A 21,877-nucleotide genomic window follows, 5' to 3' on the forward strand; every position below is an offset into this window, starting at 1 on the left:
CCGTGGGGGCTGGTGCGGCGCGCCGGGGGGGCGGCGGGGGGGGCCCCGGCCCACCAAGCTCAGCGCCTGCGCAGGCCCCAGGCCAGCAGCGCCATCGCCGCGACGCTGGCACCGGTCAGGCACACGCCGGTCCAACCGAAGCGCTGATACATCTGCGCCGAGACCAGCGAACCCAGCGCGCCACCGACGAAGTAGCCGGTGATGTAGCCGGCGTTGAGCCGGTTGCGCGCTTCCGGGCGCAACGCGAACACCACGTTCTGGTTGCTCACGTGCAGCAGCTGCGCGGCCAGGTCGAGCACGATCACGCCTGCCAGCAGGGCGATCAGCGAATGTGCGGAGAAACCCAGCAGCAGCCAGGATGCTGCAAGCAGCACCAGCGCCACTGTGGTCGCCAGGCCGGCCTTGCCGCGGTCGGAAAGGCGACCGCCGATACCTGCGGCCAGCGTGCCGGCCGCCCCGACCAGGCCGAACAACCCGATGGTGGCATCGCTGTACTGGTACGGCTCCGCCGCCAGCAGGAACGCCAGGGGCGTCCAGAAGATGGCAAACATCGCAAAGCTCAGCGCGCCCAGCAGCGTGCGCAGGCGGAACACTGGCTCTTCTGCGAACAGGGTGCCAATCGAGCGCAGCAGTGCGAAGTAGCCCAGCCCGGCATGCTCGTGGAAGCGGGGCAGGGTGCGATACAGCGCCAGCGTGGTCAGCACCATCGCGCCGGCAGCCATCCAGTACACCGTGCGCCAGTCGCCCAGTGAGGACAGAGCACCCGCGACCGTGCGCGCCAGCAGAATGCCCAGCAGCAGCCCGCTCATCATCACGCCGACCACGCGGCCGCGCTCTTCCGGTCGCGCCAGGGTCGCGGCGAACGGCACCAGCACCTGCGCCACCACCGAGAACAACCCGGTCAACGCGGTGCCCACCACCAACCACACGAACTGCTGGCTCAGTGCGGAGATCACCAGGCCCGAGGCCGACAGCAGCGACATCACCACGATCAGCCGCCGGCGCTCGAACATGTCGCCCAGCGGCACCAGCAGGATCACCCCCAGCCCATAGCTGAGCTGCGCGGCAGTGACCAGCGTGCCGGCGCGGGCGAAGCTGATATCGAGGGACTCGGCAATGGTGTGCAGCAGCGGCTGCGCGTAATAGTTGCTGGCCACCGCCACACCCGTGGCGAAGGCCATCAGCAGTACCTGCCAGCGGCTCAGCGGCGCATGCGAATCAGCCACGAACGCGCAGGGTCAGTCCCTTCAGGAAGTTGCGCAGCATCTGGTCGCCGCACACCCGGTAGTTCTTGTGGTCCGGCTGACGGAACAGCGCAGACAGCTCCGGCTTGGACACCGGGAAGCCGGCGCTTTCGAAGATGGCATGCATGTCCACGTCCTTCAGTTCGAAAGCCACGCGCAGCTTCTTCAGCACCAGGTTGTTGGTGATGCGCTTTTCCACCGGGCGCAGCGGCTGGCTTTCGTCGCGACCGCGGTAGTGAACGATCAACCCGTCCAGGAAGTGGGCCAGGGTACGGTCATCGCAGGCGGCGAAGCCGGCTTCGTCTTCCTTGCGCAGCCAACCGGCCACGTCGGCCGGGTCCACCACAAAGGCAGGGTCGGCCAGGGCACAGGTGTTGGCGACCATGCTGTCGCTGAGGTCGAGCATGTAGCGGATGCTGCGCAGTACATCGTTGTTGATCATGGGGGTTCCAGTACCGCCGACGCGGCTGCGTGGCTGGCGGCCATTTTACCCCGGGCGGGCCGGTGGCCCGGGCAGGCGTGATGACGGCTGTCATCTGACTGCCATGAAAGTGAAGCACAGTGCCGGCCTCAGGCATCAATTTCCGGTGGAGCAGGCAATGCGCAGGTGGCAGGTACTGGCGGGTATGGGCATGGTCTGGCTGGCCGCAACGGCCGCCGCGCAGGTTCCGTACGTCGCCATCGAACAGCGCGTGGACGCGCAGGCACTGGCCGAGGTCGGGCTGACCCCGGCCCAGCTGCAGACCCTGAACCGCCTGCTGCGCGAGGCCGAACAGGGTGCTCCGGCCGCTCCTGTGGCTGCCCCGGTCGCCGCGCAGGCCCCTGCGGTGGCCCCGATGTTCGCCGGCCTCGACGACGGCCCGATCGAGGCCCACGTCACCGGCACGGTGGACGGCTGGCAACCCGGCACCGTGTTCAGCCTGGACAACGGCCAGCAGTGGCAGGTGCTCAAGGGCGAGATGAAGCTCAAGAAGCCGGTCAGCAATCCCGCCATCGTGGTGGTGCCGGGCATTGCCGGGCGCTGGTTCCTGCAGGTGGACGAAGACCTGCCCAAGGCCCGCGTGTACCGCATCCGCTGAGTTCGCCAGCGCCGGCAACCCACGCGCGTTCATCCGGTGCGAAAATGGGCGGGACTTCTCACGGAGACCCGCGATGACCCGTACCGCCCTGATCACCGGTGCCACTTCCGGCTTTGGTGCTGCCGCCGTCCACTGTTTCGCCAAGGCCGGCTGGCGCGTGATTGCCACCGGCCGCCGCGCCGAGCGCCTGCAGCCGCTGGTGGACGCCTATCCGGGCCTGGTGCACGCCGCGGCCTTCGACGTGCGTGACACCGCCGCGATGGAAGCGGCGCTGGCCGCGCTGCCGGCGGAGTTCGCCGGCATCGACCTGCTGGTCAACAACGCCGGCCTGGCCCAGGGCACCGCCCCGGCCCAGAGCGCCTCGCTGGACGACTGGCGCACCATGATCGACACCAATGTCACCGCCCTGGTCACGCTGACCCACCGCCTGCTGCCGCAGCTTGTGCAGCGCAAGGGCGCGATCATCAACATCAGCTCGGTCGCCGGCGTCTACCCGTACCCGGGTGGCAATGCCTATGGCGGCACCAAGGCCTTCGTCAGCCAGTTCTCGCTCGGCCTGCGCGCCGACCTGCACGGCACCGGTGTGCGCGTGACCACCATCGAGCCTGGCATGGCCGAAACCGAGTTCACCGTGGTCCGTACCCACGGCGACCAGGCGGCCTCGGACAAGCTGTACAGCGGAGCCAATCCGATGACCGCCGAGGACATCGCCGAGCAGATCTTCTGGGTCGCCAGCCTGCCGGCGCATCTGAACATCAACCGCCTCGAAGTAATGCCGGTGACCCAGTCGTTTGCCGGCTTCCAGGTCGCCCGCGACTGACGGTTACTCCTGCGCGGTCCACACCGCCAGCTCATACCCGTCCGGGTCGCGGAAATGGAACCGCCGCCCGCCGGGGAAATCGAACGCCGGCGTGGAGATCTCCGCGCCGGCTGCTTCCAACCGCTGCTGGGTCGCGTCCAGGTCGTCGGCATACAGAATCACCAGCGGGCCTCCCGCGCGTACCGGGCCATCGGTGGTGAAACCACCTTTCAGCCGGCCATCATCAAATTCGGTATAGCCGGGGCCAAAGTCGGTGAAGGTCCAGCCAAACACCCCGCCGTAGAACGCCTTGCTGCGGGCGATGTCGCTGACGTTGAACTCAATGTTGTCGATCCGACGGTCGTTGCCTTCCGAGCTGCCCATGCGTGAACTCCAATCCAAGGAGGGGCCAGCATGCCGTACCGGATGGCACGCCGTCTTGAACAAAACGGCCAGTCAATCGCGCCATCGGGCGCACAGCTGCGACGCGCCCATTCCTGCCAGCGCACGCACTTCGCGGCTCAGATGGGACTGGTCGGCGTAGCCGCCATCGCATGCCAACTCCACCAATCCGGCCTGTGGTCGGGCGCGGGCCAGTTTCAACAACCGTTGCAGGCGCAGAATCCGATCAAGCATTTTCGGCCCGTATCCGAACTGCTCGTGGCAGAGGCGGCGCAGGCTGCGGGTACTGAGCTGCAACTGGGTGGCCAGTTCGGCCAGATCGGTGTGGCCCGCCCGGATCCGGGCAAACACCGTGGCGGCCACGCGGTGACCACGATCCTCCGGGCCAAGGAGTTTCGCCAGCTCCTGCGCAAACCGCTGTTCGCGCAACGCGGCGTCGCCCGTGTTGTTCAGCCGTTCTGCCATGGTCCGGGCTTTGGTGCCGAACACGGCGTCCAGCTCCACCGCAGTTCCCACAATTTCTGAAAGCGGCAGTCCCAGCCACGCGCGCGCCGCGCCGGGCGTGAACCGGGCTCCCAGTACCTGCGCGCCTGCGGCCAGCTGCGGCCGGGCGGCCACCACATCGGGCCCGACCACGTACAGCTGGCCATCGCGCCAGAGCACGTCCACGCAACCGTCCGGCAGCACCGTGACCTCGCCGCCCTGATCCGCCGGCAGGTCGCTACGCCATAGCTGGCCGAATGCGGCGCGCAGCGTAGGCGGCGGCTGCCACTCGCGATAGCGGCCGACGGTGCCAGCAACAGCGGTGGAAGTGCAGTCCAAGGTCACCCCGCGACGATACACCCCGTAGTGACGCGCCATGCGCGCCATCCCCATGAACGGAAAAAGAAAAAGCCCCGCAAGCGGGGCTTTTTCATGGCTCAAAGCCAAATAGGTGCAGCAAAGGGCTCAAAGGCCAATGCGGCGATCCTAGCGCAGCCCCTACGTGCCGTCAAACCCAGGGGGCGCGCCCGTTCAGGCAGGCTCAGCCTCGGTGACAGGGGCTTCCGCCGGGGCCAGCAGGGACAAGCCGCTGCAACTGCGCAGGACTGCCGTCTGGATGGCCGTCACAACTTCGCGGGGCAGGTGCACGCTGAGCGAGCCGTTGCGGTCGCGCAGGGGGTGCAGCCGGGCACGTGCCACGTGGGTCACGCATTCGGCAATCGCCCAGCGGTCGCGCGGGTCGTACGCGTGGGTCACCGGCACCAGCGCGGACGGCAGGTGGACGTGGAATCCACGACGCACCGCATCGGGGTTGTGCGAAGACGAGAGCGGAATCACCAGCACGCAGCCATTCGGCAGCCGTCCGTTGAGCACCACCGACAGCCGACGCTTGCGCATCTCATTGGGGATGCGGCCATTGGCCGGAGGTGCAATGGGCGGGTCCGGAAACTGCCCGAAATCGCATTCGACGACTTCGCCGACCTTGGGCTGGTATCGCAGTGTCATTGAGTGCCTTCCCTGGCTCGCGGTGTTACTGCGCCTTGATCGCCATCGCCTGCATGCCGCTGCTGGACAGCTTCTGCTTGGCTTCGGCCAGCTCGCCGGCGGTGCCATATGGCCCCATCCGCACGCGGTACACGGTCTTGCCGCTGATCTGTGCGGACTCCACTCGTGCGGCCAGGCCCAGCATCGCCAACTTGGCCTTGGTCGCCTCGGCGTCGCCGGAGGCTCCGAAGGCACCAGCCTGCAGGATGTAGCGGATGTTGCTGTCTTCAGCTGCCGCAGGAGCCGCCGCTGCCGGGGTTTCGACCGGCTTGGGTGCCGCTGTGGTGGCAGCCGGGGTGGCGGCCACCACAGCCGGGGTCGCCGCCGGGCGTTCGCTCACCGGGGCGGGCATCTGCGTTGCCGCCGGAGCCGTGGACGCCACCGAAGTAGACGTCGCGGCCGCCGCCGGAACCGGCCGACCTTCAAGAGCCGCCTGCGCGCGCTGGGCTTCGGCCCGGGCGCGACGCTGTTCTTCCGCACGCGTGCTGGCCGCCAGTTCCGCATCCGACATTTCCACTTCCTTGCCGGGCAGCAGGGTGTAGAAGTCGTACTGGGTCGGAGCCGGCTTGGCCGGTTCGGCGGGCTTGGTCGCACCGGGGCGCGGCAGGTCCGCGCCCACGTCGGTGTCGGCGTCGCTCACCGGGGCCGGCTGCGCATTCGGGTTCGGCTGCGGGCCGACCCGCAGGAAGCCGTCGCCGTCACTCTTGAACAGGTTCGGTGCCGCCAGGAACACCACCGCCGCAATCGCCACACCGGCCACCAGCCACACCCATCCGGGTGTGCCCTGGCTGCTGTTGCGCCGTGCCTGGCTCTTGCCGCGTCGTGCTGCCATTTACTACTACTCCGGTAATTACATTTTTTCCGGGGCGGAAACGCCCAGGAGGTTCAGACCATTGGCGAGGACCTGGCGCGCTGCAGCGGCCAAGGCCAGGCGCGCATTGCGCTCTTTTTCGTCCGGGATGTCCAGAATCTTCTTGGACCAATACCACGTGTGGAAAGCATGCGCCAATTCACGCAGATACTGCGCGATCTGGTGCGGCTCGAGCGCATTGCCGGCGCTTTCCACAGTCTCCGGGAAGCGCGAGATTTCGACCATGAGCAGGATCGAGTGTTCGTCGTCCAGCAGCGAGAGGGAGCTCATCCCGATACCCTGGTCAAACGGCACACCCTGTTCGCCCGCCAGGCGCAGCAGGCTGCACACGCGTGCATGAGCGTACTGGACGTAGAAAACGGGGTTGTCGGCGCTTTGTTCGCGGGCCAGGTCGATGTCGAAGGTCAGCTGCGAATCCGGCTTGCGCGCGATCAGGAACCAGCGGGTCGCATCGCGGCCGGCTTCGTCGATCAGGTCACGCAGGGTCAGGTAGCTGCCGGCACGCTTGGACAGCTTCACTTCCTCGCCGCCGCGCATCACCGTCACCATCTGGTGCAGCACGTATTCCGGCCAGCCCTTGGGGATGCCCACGTCCAGGGCCTGCAGGCCGGCACGCACGCGCGCCAGCGAACCGTGGTGGTCCGCACCCAGCTCCGTGATGGCGCGCTCGTAGCCGCGCTGCCACTTGCTCAGGTGGTAGGCCACGTCCGGCAGGAAGTAGGTGTAGGTGCCGTCGGACTTGCGCATCACGCGGTCTTTGTCGTCACCGAAGTCGGTCGAGCGCAGCCACAGCGCGCCGCCTTCCTCATAGGTGTGGCCGGCCGCGTTCAGCTGGGCTACGGTCTCTTCGACCTTGCCGTCCTTGTACAGCGAGCTTTCCAGGAAGTAGATGTCGAAATCCACTCCGAAGGCCGCCAGATCAAGATTCTGCTCATTGCGCAGGTAGGCCACCGCGAAGCGGCGGATTGCATCGAGGTTGTCCGGGTCGCGCTCGCCGACCACGGTGTGGCCTTCCAGCTCGACCTTGGCACCGGCCAGGTAGGCGTCGGCCACGTCCTGGATGTAGTCACCGCGGTAGCCCGCTTCCGGCCAGCCGGCGTCGTCCGGCTTCAGGCCCTTGGCACGGGCCTGGGTGGACAGGGCCAGGTTCTCGATCTGCACGCCGGCGTCGTTGTAGTAGAACTCGCGCTTGGCGTTCCAGCCGTTGGCGTCCAGCACGCGTGCCAGGCAGTCGCCAATGGCGGCGGCGCGGCCATGGCCCACGTGCAGCGGACCGGTCGGGTTGGCCGACACGTACTCCACGCCCACGGTGCGGCCGTTGCCGCTCAGGTTGTGGCCGTAATCGGCCCCTTCCTTCAGCACGAAGGCGGCTTCACGCTGGTAAGCGCTGGCGGCCAGGCGGAAGTTGATGAAGCCCGGGCCGGCAATGTCCACGCCGGCCACGTCGTCGCTCTTCGGCAGCGCATCGACCAGTGCCTGGGCCACGGCGCGCGGGTTGCTGCGCGCGGCTTTGGCCAGCAGCATGGCGGCATTGGTGGCGAAATCGCCGTGCTCACGGGTCTTCGGGCGTTCCACCACGAAGTCCGGGGTGAGGGTATCGGCCGGCAGCGTACCGTTGGCACGCAGGGCTTCAATGCCCTGGTTGATCAGGGCGCGGAGGAGATTTTTCACAAGGCCTGCTTTGAGACTGGAGCGGCGGAATCGGCAATTTTAGCCCAGATGGGCCCCAAACCATTGAACCGCCCCCCAGCAAGGGGCTAAACCGGTAGCGCCGGCCGTTGGCCGGCCCACGCACCGCCTGCCTTCCCTATGACCTGAGCGCCCCGTTCAGCCTCAAACCCGCCCCAGCCACCCCCGCTCGGCCATCGACACCGGCTCCCCTTCCCCGACCACGATATGGTCCAGCAGCCGCACCCCGACCAGTTGCAGCGCCGCCTGCAGTTCCACGGTGATATGGCGGTCGGCCGCCGAGGGCTCGGCATGCCCGGAAGGGTGGTTGTGGCCCACGATGACGGCCGCCGCGTTGTGCAGCAGGGCGTGGCGGGCAACTTCGCGGGGGTAGACGGAGGCCGAATTGAGCGTGCCGGTCGACAGCTCCTGGAACGCCAGCATGCGGTGGCGGTTGTCCAGGAAGAGCGCTGCGAACACCTCCACAGGCCGGCCGCGCAGATGTTGCTTGAAGTACTGCCGGGCAGCGAGCGGGTCGGTGAGAAGTTCGCCCTGGGCAAGCTTCGCCGAGAGATGCCGACGGGCAAGCTCCAGGCTCGCCACCAGCATGCAGGCTTTGGCCATGCCCAGCCCTGGCAACTTCGACATGTCGCGGGCCGACATGTCGAGCAGCTTCCGGAGCGGTCCATGGGTCTCCAGCAGTTCGCGTGCGATCTCCATGACGTGGCGTCCCTTTTGGCCGGTCATCAGCACAAGAGCCACGAGCTGGGTATCGGTGAGCGCCGCGGCCCCGTTGGCGATCAGAATCTCCCGGGGACGCTCTTCCTTTGGCCAGTCACTGACGTTTTGCATCACCCTTGCCTGGGCTGTACTTCCGGTTGGCCAGGACTGAGTAGATGCCAGTTGCGAGGCCAAGAATTGAAATCACGACTGAGGCGACGACCACGAACGTTGTCATCTAAATTCTCCCATTTACTGATTGGCTGACGTAGAAATCCAGCTGCGATCAACAAGGGGTGGTTTTTGCCTCGCAGCTTCAGATGGACGCTACGCTCTCCTTCAAGCAGTCGCGAGGCCATGAGCGACATCAGTCTGAGATTTGCCTTAAATCCATGAGTATTCGATGGCGTAATTGATTCGACCCGGCGAGCGTGCTTGTGTCGCTAAAGGCCCCGGCGCTGTCTGATCTGAGCGACTTCTACGATTGACGGAAGATCGCGCGCCCCATAGTCTCCCGCTCGTCGAGGTAACTCGACCTACGAGACTGCATGCGATTCACAGACTGCGTTTGTGCGCTAGCTGCAGCAGGCGGACCAGGTGATGACAAGCCTGGCCAACGTCATAAAAAAAGGCCCTCGGCAGTTCGCTGCCGAGGGCTCTGTCTCAAACTACGCTATTACTGCGCAGCACCCTTCCCCGGCCCGCGATACCGCGACAGCCAATGCGCATAGGGTGCCGGCAGCGTCCATGCCGGATTCTCCTCGCCCAGCGCGATCGCCAGCTGATACGGGTAATGCGGATTGGCCAGATGTGCACGCGCGATCAGCACCAGATCCATGCTGCCGTCCGCCACCGCCTTCTCGGCCATGTGCGGATCATCAATGCACCAGCTGGCCGCGACCGGCATCTGCACGTCCTGCTTCAGTCGCGCGGCCACCGGCACGAAGAAGCCCGGTCCCCACGGCGCTTTGCTGTTCAAGGTGGAGAAGCCAATGCTGGCATCGATCAGGTCCAGCCCGCCGTCGCGCATCTGCCGCACCAGTTGTGCGGCTTCGGGGTAGAAGCTGTCGTCGTTGCCGTCGTACTCCACCACGCCGAAGCGTGCGGTGAGCGGCAGGTGCTCCGGCCACACCGCGCGCACGGCGGCGACGGTTTCCAGCAGGAAGCGACCACGGTTCTCGGCACTACCGCCGTACTGGTCGGTGCGCTGGTTGGCCACCGGCGAAAAGAAACTCTGCGCCAGATAGCCATGCGCGAAGTGCAGCTCCAGCCACTGGAACCCGGCGGCGAGCGCGCGTTTGGCGGCAGCGACGAAGTCCGCCTGCACGCGGGCAATGTCATCCAGCGTCATCGCACGGGGCACCTTCGGCAGACCCGCGCCGAAGGCAATGGCCGAGGGTGCCAGGGTTGACCAGCCACGTCGGTCGCCTTCGGGGATGTGGTCATCGCCTTCCCACGGCAGGTTGGCACTGGCCTTGCGCCCGGCGTGCCCGATCTGGATGCCCGGCACTGCGCCGGCGGCCTTGATCGCGCTGGCCACGCGGGCCATGCCCTCGATCTGGCCGTCCTCCCACAGGCCAGCGCAGCCGGGGGTGATGCGGCCTTCCGGCGACACGGCAGTGGCTTCCACGATCACCAGGCCGGCTCCGCCACGAGCCATGCTGGCGTAGTGGGGCACGTGCCACTCGCTCAGGTAGCCCTCGTGGGCGGAGTACTGGCACATCGGCGGAATGGCGATGCGGTTGCGCAGGGTGATGTCTTTCAGCTGGAACGGGGTAAACAGGGCGGCCATCAGGGTCTCAGGTAGGGGAGCTTTGCCTGATAAGGGTAGGGGCTGCGCACCCATTGGTGATCTAATGGCACCTTATCCTTTGGATAAGAGTTTGTTATGCAGAACCCGCAATGGCTGCGCTCGTTCGCGGCGGTCACCAGTACCGGCAGCTTTACCCGCGCCGCACAGACGCTGGGACTCACCCAGGCCGCGGTCAGTCAGCATGTCCGGCACCTGGAGGCCGAACTGGGGCCGCTGTTCATCCGTCGACCGCGGCAGATCGAATTGACGCCCGCAGGCGTGGCGCTGCTGACCTACGTCCAGGAAACCGAACGCGCCGAACGCCGCCTGCGGGCCAGCCTGAGTGATGCGGTCACCGACGTGGGCGAGGTGAGCTTCATCACCCCGGGCAGCGTGGGCTTGGCGCTGTACCCGATTCTGCTGGACTACCAGCGCAACCATCCCGGGCTGTGCATCCGGCATCGCTTCGCGCCCGATCCAGACATCCTGCAGGCCGTGCTGCAGAAGCAATACGAGTTGGGGCTGGTCACGCTCAAGCCGGAAGATCCTCGCCTGAGTGCCACGCCGTTCACCGAGGAATCCTTGGAACTGGTCGTCCCGGCAGGCGAAACCGCAGAGCAGTGGAACGATCTGCAACGGCTTGGCTTCATCGATCATCCAGACGGCCGCGCCATGGCCACGCGGTTGCTCTCGCGTCGATACCCGGGAAACCCGGGCGTCGGCACGCTGCCGGTGCATGGCTTCACCAACCAGGTGGCGCTGATTCTGGAGCCGGTCGCACGAGGGTTGGGCTTCACTGTCATTCCGCGCCATGCCCGTGAGTCCTTCGCGCAGCCCGAGGCGCTGCGCGTAGTGGACTGCGGCGAGCCGGTAGTCGATACGTTGTGGTTGATCCATCGCGCCGAGTGGCCGCTATCGGGTCCGGCGCGTTGGTTGGTGGAGCAGTTGCGGGGTGTGCCGAGGTTCAAGCGCGGGCGCGACTGAGTGCTCGTTGCTTCAATCGGATGCTGCGCCCTGTAGAGCGCTCAGCGTATTACGCCAGCGGCGCTTCTCAATGGAACGGACATTCGGTTGCACCGCCAGATGCTCCAGGTAGGCAGGCAGCATCGCCAGTTCGTCATCCGCCAGGTCGCCGTTGAACTCCTGCACCAGCACCAGGTTCCCATAGTTCTGCGCGTACTTGCTGGGTGTGTCGTCGATCCCGATGATCTGCTCCAACCGGTAACCGCGACGCTTCAACTTGGCCAGCCGCTTCTGGGTCGAATAGTGCCCCGTCTCCCAGTCTCTGACCGTGGTGCAGCGCTTGGCGGACCACACGAACTCAGGTGTCCGCCCAGGCATCAGTTGTGCCACCAAAGGCCGCGCGTACAGTTCCCCGGATGAGGTCCACACCCCAACCCGGAAGCGCGAGAACGCGAAGTCCAGAAACGCATCCACATGGGGACGTTTGTACACGTGATAATCGGCCACCCGCATATCCGCCGGCCGCTCCAGTTCCACCTCGCTGGCGTGCACCAGCGTCTCGTCCAGATCCAGCACCAGCAGCTTTCGATCGGTCGTGCTCATGCGTGGGCTCGCTCCATGATCTGCCGTACTTCGTCATACGTTGTCGGCAGGTAGGTGCCATCGCTTGATGACAGCTTGAGACCCAACCCGGCGAGTAGATCGATATCGCCGCCCACGATCTCCGGATGGATCAGCGTCTTTCCCGGCTGCAACCGGTAAACCCATGCGTCCGGGGCACGGCGGGTGATCACGAACTCCCGGGTGGGGAACCCACGGCCCTGGATGAACGTCCCGTTCTCTTCGATTGGCTCCCAGTCGTAGAAGTACTGCCCGAACAGGCACAGCAGCCGACCGTCTTCGCAATCGATCAGGTACACGTCGCAGCTGCAGCTGTAGTCGAAAAGATGGATGGCCCGACGCGCTTTGACAACTTCATGGGTAATCTCGCCTTTGCGCTCCAGCTCGGCCTCGCGCTCCTCAGCAGACATGCGCCGCAGCACGAAGCGCCAGTCGCGGGCATGGAGGATGAAGGCAAGCAGCGCAAACAGCGGGGCCGTCAGCAGGCCCCACCAGCTCCCGGTAATGAACAGGCTGGCAAAGGCATACAGTGCCGCGATCACGCAGAAGCCCGCGGCAAACAGGCGAATCAGACTGTCGTGGCGGATCAAGGCCATGGCGCGCGTCCTGCGGTTGAGTGGGGCACTCCTTTTCCCGATTATGCAGGGCGGCTGGCCGCCGCTGCCAGCGCCGCTTGAACGTCCCGCCCGAACCGGCAATCATCGATCCTCAGCTGCCCGGCTGCGGGTCGCCCCCAGCTTCCAAACAAGGATGATCATGGCGCGTCGCACTCGTACTCTGCCTCCGTATGCCTGGGTTCCGGCCCTCGTTGTCGGTCTGCTCCTCCCCCAGTTTGCCGCAGCTGATCAAGCGCCTGCGTTCAGCACCGCGCTGCGTCGCCAGTTGGTACTGGATAGCGCGCCTGACCAGCGATTCTCCATCGACGAGCGCATGCGCCATTACGGCGTCCCGGGCGTCGGCGTGGCGGTGGTCGAGCACTGTCGGATCGTTGAGGCACAGGGGTTTGGCAGCGCCACCGTGGACGGTCGCCCCGTAGATGCGCACACGCGATTTGCCGCTGGATCGGTCAGCAAGGTGGTGGCCTCAGTGGGCGCGCTGGCACTGGTCCAGAAGGGACAGTTGAGTCTGGACGAGGACGTTTCCTCCCGGTTGCGAAACTGGCAGCTGCCGCGCGAGGGGGATTTTTCCGGCAGCACAGTTACCCTGAGAAAGCTACTGACCCATAGCGCAGGCCTGGGCGTCGCGGGATTCAAGGGCTATCCACGTGACCAGCCGTTGCCCAGTCTGGAGCAGATACTCGACGGCCGTGCACCGGCCAATACACCGGCGGTGCGCATCGAAGCCGAGCCAGGCAAGTCGTGGCGATACTCGGGTGGTGGCTTCGTGCTGACCCAGTTGCTGATGGAACAGACCGCACAGCAGAAGTTCGCGCCGCTGATGCGCGACACCGTGCTTACACCGGCCGGCATGAAGGAAAGCACCTATCAGCAACCATTGGATGCCGCATCTGCGCGGCATGCTGCTACGGGTACGTTGGCCGACGGCACCCCCATCCCGGGTGGCTGGCGCGTGTATCCGGAACAGGCGGCAGCGGGACTATGGTCGACGCCATCGGACCTCGCGCGCCTGGCCATCGATCTTGTCCACTCCCTGCAAGGCAAGCCGGGTGTCCTGGACACGGACATGGCGAAGCAGATGATGCAGCGCCAAGTCGGCAACTGGGGTCTAGGCGTGGAAGTAGCGCCAGAGGGCAAGCCGGCAAAGTTCAGTCACACCGGCGCTCCGGTGGGGTATCGCACGCTGTGGCTCATGTACCCGGATACCTGCCAGGGTGCGGCAATCATGACCAACGCCGATGAAGGCATGACCCTCACCCACGAGATTGCCCGCGCACTCGCCGACACCTATCGATGGCCGGATGCCGCGCCGTCGAGCGTGGTCACCACCACGCCGCTCACCCCGGATATCTCGGCCCGCTTTGTCGGCGAGTATCAGTTGCGAGATTTCCCGGCTGAGCGGTTTGAGGTCACCGTGCAGCCCGAGGGCAATCTTGGCTGGTCGCGCAAAGGCCGTGGCCGGCGCGATCTGGTCGCTGCCGGGCCGATGGAACTGGTCTCGCCCGACAGCGGCATGCGATTGGTGGCTACCGGAAAGCCGTCGGCTCAAGCCGATACGCTGGAACTGCACTTCCCAGGTGGGGTGAATATCGCCGTGCGGGTAAGAGAGTCTGGCACTACATCAACTGCAAAACGCGACGGTATTTGAGCGCTGGTCGATCAGGACCGCACTCCGCTGCAGCGATTCCGCGTTCACCAGCGGTCCGGAAAACTTCTTATGCGGTGCTGGCCCCGAAGGAGGTAGTGGCCTGGCCGTCATTCAGCGCAGAGCAGTTTGAGCAGAATGCCTTCGTCCTCGCCAGCCTTATCATGATTGGCCAGGTGAATGACAGACAACTCCAGAGCTGGGATCCGCAGAATTAGCGTTCTGAACCCCCACAGTCCGCCGCCATGGAACACGTACTCGTGGCCTGCATGCTGTCCGATCTCCAGGCCGGACCGATAAGCCGGTATGCTGCCATCGGACAGGGGGAGCGGCTGAAGCATGTCGCGCAGCAGACTGCCCGGTGCCTTCCATTCCGCGTGCCAGTGCCGTTCCCATCGAATCAGTTCATTGGTGCTCGCATATGCGCCACCATCGCCAACGGTGTTGGCATTCCCAAGCAGTTGCTTCAGGCCGAGCGGCCTGGTGCCATCAGATTCGTAGCTGAAGGCCCGATGGGGGATGATGCTGAAGCGGTCGGCATCAAACTGAATGTGCTTTATGCCGCGCGGTGCGAACAGGCGCTCGGTGGCAAATTCCTGCATTGAGCGACCGGACAACCGCTCTACGAGGGTCGCGAGCAGAATGTAGTTGCTGTTGCTGTAGCGATGTTGGGTTCCAGTGACAAACTCAAGCTCGTCGAAGCAGGAGATCATCCGCAGAAGGTGCTGATTGCTGAAGTAGTCCCCTTCATGCCGCCCCAGCTGGGCATGCAGATACTTGAAGTAGTCGGGGATGCCACTGCTGTGATTCAACAGGTTGGCGACGGTGAAAGGCTGTTCGAAGGCGGCAAGTTCGGGAAGATGCTTGCTGACATCGTCGTGCAGGGAGAGCATTCCGTCGCGAATCAACGTCCACACGCAGGCAGCAGTGAACTGTTTCGACTCCGATGCAAGGTAGTAGGCGGTATCGCCGTTCAGCGGAACCTGCAACTCCACGGATGACACGCCACGATGAAGCTCATACACGACCGAATCCTGGCGAAGAACGACGGCACTGAACCCGGGGCCCTGCGCCGGAAAATTCCGCGCTCGTGCATCGAAGTGGCTGAACAGTGGCTCCATCGGATCATCCATAGGTCGTTTTGAGTCGGGGAAGCTCGGGCTGCTGGCCATCGCACCATCCAGATGCCACCGTGCAGCATTGGCGTTAACATCGGACTCACCATTGTCCCGCATCTGGATGACACATGCTCAACCACGTTATGGTCGGCTCCAACGACATCGAACGCTCAAAGGCCTTCTACAACGCCGTTCTGGGCGGCGTGTTCGGTGCCCGGGAGCCGTTTGAGAACCGCGCCGATTCCGGTCATATCCGTCTCTTCTACCGCCACGACGGCAGCAGCTTCTGCGTCAGCCAGCCCATCAATGACGAGCCGGCCACGGCGGCCAACGGAGCCACCATCGGCTTCAAGTGCACGTCCCCGGAGCAGGTCCAGGCCTTCCATGACGCCGCGGTCTCCGCTGGCGGAACCTCCATCGAGGCTCCGCCGGGCCTGCGCGAGAGCAAAATGGGCGCGGCGTGGTTGGCCTATGTGCGCGACCCGGACGGCAACAAGCTGTGCGCCATCTACCGGCCTGTCTAGTTCGACATGGGAAAGAGGGGCCGAGCGGCCCCTCTTGTTGGTCTTTCAAGTAGCGTCGGGCGTTTGATTTACTCGAGCGGCCTAGGCGAGGGTGCACTACCCTCGGCAAACGTTTGCAATAGACTGGCTGCGCGCTCATCCGCAGCGGCAAGCTCAATCTGACTCAAGCCCAGCTTTCCAATTGCATAGGTGGCACGCCAGTCGCCAAGCAAATACGCCAAGCGCAGATAGGCGGCACTATCAACCAGGTTCCTGTGCTCGTTGCTGCCCCTGTACACTTCCGACAGGCCGTAGTAGGCATAAAGGTTGCCGGACAGCGCTTCGTCGCGGAGCATTCCAACGCCATCGTAGAATCCCTGCGGAAACAGCGCAGTTTTTTGTGCGTAGATGACCGATGCGCTGCGGTCGCCGCTTGAGGCCAGAACTTGCAGTTGATCCAGAGCCATGGCATCCAGAGACTGCTTATGCTGCTTGTCCGGGTACCCGTGAGCGACCATCCAGGTTGCCTCGCTCTTGCTCCTGGCGGACAACGGATCTCTGCTCCGTCCACAGGTCTGGTCACTCGGCCCGCAAAGGTATCGCTCAACGTTCATGCCGGAGGGAGGACTTGAAGTCTCCGCTTGTTGAGATCCTGCATGATCCGTCGGAGCGGCCTTGGAAGCGGTTGGCGTTGAACTTTCTGCTGAAGTGCTGTCGCCTTCGGGATTGGCAGCCTGTTCGGGTGACCTTGCACAAGCCACTGCTAGACCCAGGCAGAGTGCGAGAGCACTGGTGTGCTTGATTGAGTCGTATTTGTTCATGTCAGTCATCTTGTGCATCTTCGCTCGTCGGCGCTTTAGGAGCCCGTGAGCCTCACGAGAACTGTGAGGATTCCGGCAACAAGCTCTGCGCTGTCTACCGACAGGTGTAAGCCGCTTCCGAATTTAGGCCTTCTTCTTCGGCTTGATCTCGAGCTGCCAGCAATAGCCGCCCTCCTTCCAGACGCGTGCGACCTGGCGCGCGCGATTGACCGCAATGCGGATTTCGCACTCCGAGCGTCGTGTTACATCGCCATAAGACTCGATGTGCACCAGTCGCCCGTTCTGCGGACCGGTATAAGTCCCCAGGGCTTCGCGGCTGGTGTGTGCGGTGTTGCGCACATACACCAGCACCACTACCTGTTTGTCCACGTCGGTTTCGATCCGATTGGGCGGGCCAAACTGGTCGATGGCCTCGCTTACGGGACGACCCTTCCACGCCGCGCTGGCCCTCATGTCAGGCAGATTGGGCATCGCCCAGCATGCGGCAGGCATCATCAGCGCCGATATGAGCGCAATAGTCCGTTTCATGTTCCATGTCCCCAGTGCGGAATCTGACGAGGGCGATTCATTACCTGAGCTCATTTCAGCGGCATCCGATCAAGCGCGTCATCAATCTGTTTCAGGATGTCGCCCCTCGGATGCTCGCCATGCAGAACCGTGAAATAGATCCGGGCTGCGTTGAGCATGCTCTGCATTTCCATTTTCCCGATCGGCACAACCCCGATACGCATCCGCGACTCCGGCTTGCAGATGAAGTTGCGGGTGTGGCCCAGCCAAGGGTCAGGGGTGGTTTGCCAGTCGGAGGACACCTGCACCGGGCCCCGCGTGATCCGCACCCGATCCTGAGCGCAGTAAACCTCAACCTGGTAGACCGTCGGCGGTGGTTTCTGGGGATTCTGGTAGATCTGGTGCACGGTCAGGGAGACGCTGCCATCAGCCTGCTTGGCAATGTGGGCTGGATCGGCGTCAACGACGAACATTTCCTTGGTGCTCGAATCACCCTGGTGGTGGACGATCCAGTAATCCCCGTCGGTGTGCACCTGTGCCTGGACAGCCAGCGGGCCGCACAGCAGAAGAACAGGCAGCAGATGCCTGAAGGAAACGCGCATGACGGGTCAGTCCTTGGCCATAGTGAGGGTCGCGGTCCCCAAACACGCCGCAACCTGGGTGGTCCGGAAAACTAGAGGGCGACCGCGTAGGCGTCAATCAGACTTCTCTGAAAAGTCTGTCGGATTGCGCCGCTCATAACCAGAAATCCCCCGCTCATTCCCCTGGCGCATCAGGGCCGCCACATTGCATCGGGTAAGCTACCCGCCTCAGATCTACAGGAATTCCGCAGGTGGCTGACTCCCCACAGGCATCCCCGGCGCAGGCGCGCCCGCTGGACGGCCAGAAGCTGTTGTTGTGCGTGGGTGGCGGTATCGCGGCCTACAAGTCGCTGGACCTGGTGAGACGCCTGCGCGACGCCGGTGCCCAGGTCCAGGTGGCGATGACGGCCGGCGCGCAGCAGTTCGTCACCCCGCTGAGCTTCCAGGCGCTGTCCGGCCATCCGACCCGGACCACGCTGTGGGACAGCGCTGCCGAACAGGCCATGGGCCATATCGAGCTGGCCCGCTGGGCCGACCGCATCGTGGTGGCCCCGGCCACCGCCGACCTGCTGGCGCGGCTGGCCCATGGCCATGCCGACGACCTGGTGACCACGCTGTGCCTGGCCACCACCGCACCGCTGACCGTGTGTCCGGCGATGAACCATCGCATGTGGCTGCATCCGGCCACCCAGGCCAACATCGGCCTGCTGCGTGAGCGCGGGGCGCAGGTGATCGGTCCGGAAGACGGTCCGCTCGCCGAAGGCGAATCCGGCCCCGGCCGGCTCAGCGAACCGCATGCCATCGTCGCCGCACTGACGGCACTGCAGGCTCCCGCCGCCGCCGAGGCGGATGTCGCAGCGCAGCAGCTGCAGGGGCTGCGTGTGGTGATCAGCGCCGGCCCGACCTACGAAGACCTCGACCCGGTGCGCTACGTCGGCAACCGCAGCAGCGGCAAGATGGGCTACGCGCTCGCCGCCGCTGCCGCGCGCCAGGGGGCGCAGGTGGTGCTGGTCAGCGGACCGGTGCATCTGGCCACCCCGCCGGGCGTGCAGCGCGTGGACGTGCGCTCGGCCTCGCAGATGCGCAGCGCCGTGCTCGATGCGCTCCCCGCTGACATCTATATAGGCGCGGCGGCGGTCTCGGACTACACGCCACGTCAGATCGCACCACAAAAGCTGAAGAAGACCGCAGGTACGCAGACGTTGACCCTTGAACTGGTGCGCACGCCGGACATCCTGGCCGAAGTGGCGCAGCAGACCAACGCGCTCAAGCTGGTGGTCGGGTTCGCAGCGGAAACCCACGATGTGGAGAAGTACGCGCGCGGCAAGCTGATCGACAAACGGCTGGATCTGGTGATCGCCAATCAGGTCGGCATCACAAACGGCGGCTTCGAAAGCGACGAGAATGCCGCTACGGCGTACTGGCAGGGTGGGGAGCAGGCGTTCCCCGGCACCAGCAAGACGCGCCTGGCCGAACAACTGTTGTCCCTGATTGCCCAGAGGTTGCATGCATGAGTGTTGATCCGTCGCTCCAGCCCTTGCAGGTCAAGCTGCTTGACCCGCGTTTCGGCGATACCTGGCCACTGCCGGCCTACGCCACCGAAGCCAGTGCCGGACTGGACCTGCGCGCCGCGCTGGAGACCGAACTCACCCTGCAGCCGGGCGACGCCGCGCTGATTCCCAGCGGCATCGCCATCCACATCGCCGACCCCAACCTGTGTGCGGTGATCCTGCCGCGTTCGGGGCTGGGCCATCGCCACGGCATCGTGCTGGGCAACGGCACCGGCTTGATCGATGCCGACTACCAGGGCCCGCTGCTGATCAGCACCTGGAACCGCGGCCGCGAGGGCTTCACAGTGCAACCGGGGGACCGTATTGCACAGTTGGTGGTGATGCCGATTGCACGCGTGGGGCTTCAGGTAGTGGATACTTTCACCGACAGCGCCAGGGGAACGGGTGGATTCGGCCATACCGGGGTGCGCTGACAGGGGGTTGTAGATGAGCAAGGCAAAGGCGGAAGGCAAGCGCCAACTCAGCAGTTCGCAGAAGCAATGGCTGTTGGTGGTGCTGCTGGCGCTGTTGGCGGCATGGTTTGTGTGGGGCGGTGTGCGCCAGTGGCAGCAGGCTTCGGCCGGCACCGCGCTGGAACAGTCGCGCGACCAGATTTCCGACGGACTGCTGGCCGCGTGGAGCGGACAGGTGTCCCAGCTGCAGAAGGTGCTCAAGAGCGACCGGGTCAGTACTGCACTGGCCCAGGGCGACGCCGATGCGGTCGCCTTGGCCGTACGCGAAGGCTGGCCGGGCACCGAAGAGGTGGAGGTCCTGCCTGCCGGGCTCGATGCCGCCTACGCCGACCCCAAAGCCTTTGGTTACGCCCGTCTTGCGCTGCTTGAAGCGGCCCAGTCGGCTGACACCGTCGCCGCACGTGTGGTGCGCGATGCCGGTGGGCAGCGCCTCGGTCTGGCCGCCCCGGTGCAGCTGGGGCCGCAGGGTCCCGCCGTCGTGTACGTGCGTCAGCCGTTGCTGAAGCTGATCGGCACCTTCGACCAGGTGCGCGTGCCCGGCAATGGTTATCTGGCCCTGCGCCAGGGCAGCCACAGCATCATCGAACAGGGCGACACCGCGCTGGCCTCGCGCGCGGAGGGCCTGGCACGTCCGGTCGGCAAGAGTGGCCTGCGTCTGGCTGCCGCCGTGCCGGACGTCGAGCCGGGTCCGCTGGGGTTGGGGTTCATCCCCTGCCTGATCGTCGGCGTGCTGCTGCTGGCAGTGGCGGCATTGCTGAAGTTCGGCAAGGGCCGGGTCAAGATGCCGGTACGCCGCGCAGCGGCCGCGACCGTTGACGAAGGCCCCACGCTCAGCGAAAGCCTGGCGCAGGAGCCGGTGCTGGCTCCGGCCAGCGCCGATGCGGGGAGCCCGCCGCCGCTGCCCAGGGAGCCGGGCACCGAGGTGGCCGAAGAGATTTTCCGCGCCTACGACATCCGCGGCGTGGTCGGGCGCGAGCTGACCCCGCCGGTGGCCGTGCTGATCGGCCAGGCCATCGGCTCGGTGCTGCAGGTGCAGGGGCTGCGCGACATCGTGGTGGGACGCGACGGCCGGCTGTCGGGTCCTGAGCTCAGCAACAGCCTGATCGAAGGTCTGCGTCGCGCCGGCTGCAACGTCATCGACATCGGCCTGGCTCCCACCCCGGTGGTGTATTTCGCCAGCTACCACCTGCGCGCGGGCAGCTGCGTGGCCGTCACCGGCAGCCACAACCCCCCGGACTACAACGGGTTCAAGATCGTGGTCGGCGGCGAAACCCTCGCCAACGAAGCCATCACCGAGCTCTACCAGCGCATCCGCAATGGCGACCTGCATGTGGCCGCTGAGCCGGGCAGCCTGCAGCAGCGCGAGATCAACGCCGACTACGTGCAGCGCATCGCCGACGACGTGCAGCTGGATCGCCCGCTGAAGGTCGTGGCCGACGCCGGCAACGGTGTGGCCGGCGAACTCGCCCAGCCGCTGCTGGAAGCGATCGGAGCCGAGGTCATCCCGTTGTACTGCGACGTGGACGGCACCTTCCCCAACCATCATCCCGATCCCAGCGACCCGCACAATCTGGAAGACCTGATCCAGACCGTGAAGCGCTTTGATGCCGACCTGGGCCTGGCCTTCGACGGCGATGGCGACCGTCTCGGCGTGGTCACCAAGGAAGGCAAGATCATCTACGCCGACCGGCTGCTGATGCTGTTCGCCGCCGACGTACTGATGCGCAACCCCGGCGCGCTGGTCATCTACGACGTCAAGTGCAGCGGCAAGCTGTCTGACTACGTGCTGCGCAATGGTGGCAGCCCGATGATGTGGAAGACCGGCCACTCGCTGATCAAGGCGAAGATGCGCGAGACCGACGCCGAGCTGGCCGGTGAGATGAGCGGGCACTTCTTCTTCAAGGAACGCTGGTTCGGCTTCGACGACGGCCTGTATGCCGCCGCGCGCCTGCTGGAAATCCTCGCCCAGCGCGAGGAAACCCCGTCGGAAGTGCTCAACGAGCTGCCTGACAGCGTGTCCACGCCGGAGCTGAAGGTGCCGGTGGAATCGGGTACGCCGCACGCGCTGGTGTCGCTGTTCGTCTCTGCCGCGCAGAGCGAGGAATCGCCGTTCGCCGGTGCACGCCTGTCCACCATCGACGGTCTGCGCGCCGACTTCCCGGACGGCTGGGGCCTGCTGCGTGCCTCCAACACCACACCGGTGCTGGTGCTGCGTTTCGAGGGCAACGACGAGGCCGCGTTGAACCGCATCAAGAGCCTGTTCCGCGAACAGCTGCAGCCGTTGCTGCCGGATGCCACCGAGCTGCCCTTCTAACGATGCACCGAAGCCCGGTAGCGCCGGCCGTTGGCCGGCCCACGCATTGCTGAGGGCCGGCC

General features: G+C 65.3%; 23 protein-coding genes. 8 read left to right on the plus strand and 15 right to left on the minus strand.

The genetic code is table 11. From position 1 onward, the window contains the following. Window positions 1-59: 59 nt before the first annotated feature. Entirely contained in the window at window positions 60-1,181 is a 1,122-nt protein-coding gene (locus tag QMX83_RS11770) for an MFS transporter (protein WP_282296840.1), read from the minus strand. A 37-nt stretch (window positions 1,182-1,218) separates the two neighbouring features. Continuing rightward, window positions 1,219-1,686, minus strand: coding sequence for a DUF1456 family protein (locus QMX83_RS11775; protein WP_282296818.1), 468 nt, complete (start codon window positions 1,684-1,686; stop codon window positions 1,219-1,221). Between the two features lie 157 nt (window positions 1,687-1,843). Between QMX83_RS11775 and QMX83_RS11780 the strand changes: the two genes are divergently transcribed. Beyond that, window positions 1,844-2,323 (plus strand): hypothetical protein, encoded by a 480-nt coding sequence (locus tag QMX83_RS11780; protein ID WP_282296819.1) that lies wholly within the window; start codon window positions 1,844-1,846, stop codon window positions 2,321-2,323. A gap of 73 nt (window positions 2,324-2,396) precedes the next feature. After that, on the plus strand, window positions 2,397-3,143 hold the full coding sequence (locus QMX83_RS11785) for an SDR family NAD(P)-dependent oxidoreductase (RefSeq protein WP_282296820.1): 747 nt from the start codon (window positions 2,397-2,399) through the stop codon (window positions 3,141-3,143). A gap of 3 nt (window positions 3,144-3,146) precedes the next feature. Here the strand turns inward: QMX83_RS11785 and QMX83_RS11790 are convergent, their stop codons facing one another. The 7 genes from QMX83_RS11790 to QMX83_RS11820 form a co-directional block, all read right to left on the minus strand. Continuing rightward, window positions 3,147-3,506, minus strand: coding sequence for a VOC family protein (locus QMX83_RS11790; protein ID WP_282296821.1), 360 nt, complete (start codon window positions 3,504-3,506; stop codon window positions 3,147-3,149). A 72-nt stretch (window positions 3,507-3,578) separates the two neighbouring features. After that, a complete protein-coding gene (locus QMX83_RS11795; protein ID WP_282296822.1) occupies window positions 3,579-4,385 on the minus strand; it encodes a helix-turn-helix domain-containing protein in 807 nt (268 codons plus the stop codon). Window positions 4,386-4,538: 153 nt separating this feature from the next. Continuing rightward, entirely contained in the window at window positions 4,539-5,012 is a 474-nt protein-coding gene (locus QMX83_RS11800) for a type II toxin-antitoxin system PemK/MazF family toxin (protein WP_282296823.1), read from the minus strand. 25 nt (window positions 5,013-5,037) lie between these two features. Further along, entirely contained in the window at window positions 5,038-5,883 is an 846-nt protein-coding gene (locus tag QMX83_RS11805) for an SPOR domain-containing protein (protein WP_282296824.1), read from the minus strand. A gap of 18 nt (window positions 5,884-5,901) precedes the next feature. After that, window positions 5,902-7,593: an arginine--tRNA ligase gene (gene argS, locus QMX83_RS11810; RefSeq protein WP_282296825.1), complete on the minus strand. Its 1,692-nt coding sequence runs from the start codon at window positions 7,591-7,593 to the stop codon at window positions 5,902-5,904. A 162-nt stretch (window positions 7,594-7,755) separates the two neighbouring features. Continuing rightward, window positions 7,756-8,442, minus strand: a complete 687-nt coding sequence (gene radC / locus QMX83_RS11815) for a DNA repair protein RadC (RefSeq protein ID WP_282296826.1) — start codon at window positions 8,440-8,442, stop codon at window positions 7,756-7,758. A 544-nt stretch (window positions 8,443-8,986) separates the two neighbouring features. Next, a complete protein-coding gene (locus QMX83_RS11820) occupies window positions 8,987-10,102 on the minus strand; it encodes an NADH:flavin oxidoreductase/NADH oxidase (RefSeq protein ID WP_282296827.1) in 1,116 nt (371 codons plus the stop codon). Window positions 10,103-10,198: 96 nt separating this feature from the next. On the opposite strand from QMX83_RS11820, the gene QMX83_RS11825 reads away from it, so the two are divergent. Further along, on the plus strand, window positions 10,199-11,086 hold the full coding sequence (locus QMX83_RS11825) for a LysR family transcriptional regulator (RefSeq protein WP_282296828.1): 888 nt from the start codon (window positions 10,199-10,201) through the stop codon (window positions 11,084-11,086). Window positions 11,087-11,098: 12 nt separating this feature from the next. Here the strand turns inward: QMX83_RS11825 and QMX83_RS11830 are convergent, their stop codons facing one another. Then, window positions 11,099-11,668 (minus strand): HAD family hydrolase, encoded by a 570-nt coding sequence (locus QMX83_RS11830; RefSeq protein WP_282296829.1) that lies wholly within the window; start codon window positions 11,666-11,668, stop codon window positions 11,099-11,101. Beyond that, window positions 11,665-12,282 carry a hypothetical protein gene (locus QMX83_RS11835; RefSeq protein WP_282296830.1) on the minus strand — a complete coding sequence of 206 codons (618 nt, stop codon included), beginning with the start codon at window positions 12,280-12,282 and terminating at the stop codon, window positions 11,665-11,667. Before QMX83_RS11835 ends, QMX83_RS11830 begins: the two co-directional genes overlap by 4 nt. Before the next feature lie 160 nt (window positions 12,283-12,442). On the opposite strand from QMX83_RS11835, the gene QMX83_RS11840 reads away from it, so the two are divergent. After that, complete coding sequence (locus QMX83_RS11840) at window positions 12,443-13,951, plus strand: serine hydrolase domain-containing protein (protein ID WP_282296831.1); 1,509 nt, start codon at window positions 12,443-12,445, stop codon at window positions 13,949-13,951. Between the two features lie 107 nt (window positions 13,952-14,058). Here QMX83_RS11840 and QMX83_RS11845 read toward each other — a convergent pair whose 3' ends face one another. Beyond that, on the minus strand, window positions 14,059-15,120 hold the full coding sequence (locus QMX83_RS11845; protein WP_282296832.1) for a serine hydrolase domain-containing protein: 1,062 nt from the start codon (window positions 15,118-15,120) through the stop codon (window positions 14,059-14,061). Between the two features lie 74 nt (window positions 15,121-15,194). On the opposite strand from QMX83_RS11845, the gene QMX83_RS11850 reads away from it, so the two are divergent. Next, complete coding sequence (locus QMX83_RS11850; RefSeq protein ID WP_282296833.1) at window positions 15,195-15,590, plus strand: VOC family protein; 396 nt, start codon at window positions 15,195-15,197, stop codon at window positions 15,588-15,590. A 68-nt stretch (window positions 15,591-15,658) separates the two neighbouring features. Here QMX83_RS11850 and QMX83_RS11855 read toward each other — a convergent pair whose 3' ends face one another. The 3 genes from QMX83_RS11855 to QMX83_RS11865 form a co-directional block, all read right to left on the minus strand. After that, a complete protein-coding gene (locus tag QMX83_RS11855; RefSeq protein WP_282296834.1) occupies window positions 15,659-16,408 on the minus strand; it encodes a hypothetical protein in 750 nt (249 codons plus the stop codon). A gap of 105 nt (window positions 16,409-16,513) precedes the next feature. Then, on the minus strand, window positions 16,514-16,918 hold the full coding sequence (locus QMX83_RS11860; RefSeq protein ID WP_282296835.1) for a hypothetical protein: 405 nt from the start codon (window positions 16,916-16,918) through the stop codon (window positions 16,514-16,516). Between the two features lie 50 nt (window positions 16,919-16,968). Further along, entirely contained in the window at window positions 16,969-17,499 is a 531-nt protein-coding gene (locus tag QMX83_RS11865; RefSeq protein ID WP_282296836.1) for a hypothetical protein, read from the minus strand. A gap of 230 nt (window positions 17,500-17,729) precedes the next feature. Here QMX83_RS11865 and coaBC point away from each other — a divergent pair, with 230 nt between their 5' ends. Genes coaBC through QMX83_RS11880 form a run of 3 tightly spaced genes read left to right on the plus strand, consistent with a single transcriptional unit; the run spans window position 17,730 to window position 21,815 of the window. Beyond that, window positions 17,730-18,992 (plus strand): bifunctional phosphopantothenoylcysteine decarboxylase/phosphopantothenate--cysteine ligase CoaBC, encoded by a 1,263-nt coding sequence (coaBC, locus tag QMX83_RS11870; protein WP_282296837.1) that lies wholly within the window; start codon window positions 17,730-17,732, stop codon window positions 18,990-18,992. Beyond that, entirely contained in the window at window positions 18,989-19,462 is a 474-nt protein-coding gene (gene dut / locus QMX83_RS11875; protein WP_282296838.1) for a dUTP diphosphatase, read from the plus strand. The genes coaBC and dut overlap by 4 nt, the downstream gene beginning before the upstream one ends. A gap of 13 nt (window positions 19,463-19,475) precedes the next feature. After that, entirely contained in the window at window positions 19,476-21,815 is a 2,340-nt protein-coding gene (locus QMX83_RS11880) for a phosphomannomutase/phosphoglucomutase (protein WP_282296839.1), read from the plus strand. The last annotated feature ends 62 nt before the right edge of the window (window positions 21,816-21,877 follow it).

The sequence above is a fragment of the Stenotrophomonas sp. PS02289 genome (assembly GCF_029960115.1).
GTDB lineage: Bacteria > Pseudomonadota > Gammaproteobacteria > Xanthomonadales > Xanthomonadaceae > Stenotrophomonas.

Coding starts and splice junctions, on each gene's coding strand:
- QMX83_RS11840 (WP_282296831.1), top strand. CDS start 12,443: ATGGCGCGTCGCACTCGTACTCTGCCTCCGTATGCCTGGGTTCCGGCC.
- QMX83_RS11825 (WP_282296828.1), top strand. CDS start 10,199: ATGCAGAACCCGCAATGGCTGCGCTCGTTCGCGGCGGTCACCAGTACC.
- QMX83_RS11850 (WP_282296833.1), top strand. CDS start 15,195: ATGCTCAACCACGTTATGGTCGGCTCCAACGACATCGAACGCTCAAAG.
- QMX83_RS11800 (WP_282296823.1), bottom strand. CDS start 5,012: ATGACACTGCGATACCAGCCCAAGGTCGGCGAAGTCGTCGAATGCGAT.
- QMX83_RS11805 (WP_282296824.1), bottom strand. CDS start 5,883: ATGGCAGCACGACGCGGCAAGAGCCAGGCACGGCGCAACAGCAGCCAG.
- QMX83_RS11855 (WP_282296834.1), bottom strand. CDS start 16,408: ATGCACAAGATGACTGACATGAACAAATACGACTCAATCAAGCACACC.
- QMX83_RS11835 (WP_282296830.1), bottom strand. CDS start 12,282: ATGGCCTTGATCCGCCACGACAGTCTGATTCGCCTGTTTGCCGCGGGC.
- dut (WP_282296838.1), top strand. CDS start 18,989: ATGAGTGTTGATCCGTCGCTCCAGCCCTTGCAGGTCAAGCTGCTTGAC.
- QMX83_RS11860 (WP_282296835.1), bottom strand. CDS start 16,918: ATGAAACGGACTATTGCGCTCATATCGGCGCTGATGATGCCTGCCGCA.
- QMX83_RS11795 (WP_282296822.1), bottom strand. CDS start 4,385: ATGGCGCGTCACTACGGGGTGTATCGTCGCGGGGTGACCTTGGACTGC.
- QMX83_RS11780 (WP_282296819.1), top strand. CDS start 1,844: ATGCGCAGGTGGCAGGTACTGGCGGGTATGGGCATGGTCTGGCTGGCC.
- QMX83_RS11790 (WP_282296821.1), bottom strand. CDS start 3,506: ATGGGCAGCTCGGAAGGCAACGACCGTCGGATCGACAACATTGAGTTC.
- QMX83_RS11830 (WP_282296829.1), bottom strand. CDS start 11,668: ATGAGCACGACCGATCGAAAGCTGCTGGTGCTGGATCTGGACGAGACG.
- QMX83_RS11845 (WP_282296832.1), bottom strand. CDS start 15,120: ATGGCCAGCAGCCCGAGCTTCCCCGACTCAAAACGACCTATGGATGAT.
- QMX83_RS11770 (WP_282296840.1), bottom strand. CDS start 1,181: ATGGCCTTCGCCACGGGTGTGGCGGTGGCCAGCAACTATTACGCGCAG.
- QMX83_RS11865 (WP_282296836.1), bottom strand. CDS start 17,499: ATGCGCGTTTCCTTCAGGCATCTGCTGCCTGTTCTTCTGCTGTGCGGC.
- radC (WP_282296826.1), bottom strand. CDS start 8,442: ATGCAAAACGTCAGTGACTGGCCAAAGGAAGAGCGTCCCCGGGAGATT.
- QMX83_RS11775 (WP_282296818.1), bottom strand. CDS start 1,686: ATGATCAACAACGATGTACTGCGCAGCATCCGCTACATGCTCGACCTC.
- QMX83_RS11785 (WP_282296820.1), top strand. CDS start 2,397: ATGACCCGTACCGCCCTGATCACCGGTGCCACTTCCGGCTTTGGTGCT.
- QMX83_RS11880 (WP_282296839.1), top strand. CDS start 19,476: ATGAGCAAGGCAAAGGCGGAAGGCAAGCGCCAACTCAGCAGTTCGCAG.
- QMX83_RS11820 (WP_282296827.1), bottom strand. CDS start 10,102: ATGGCCGCCCTGTTTACCCCGTTCCAGCTGAAAGACATCACCCTGCGC.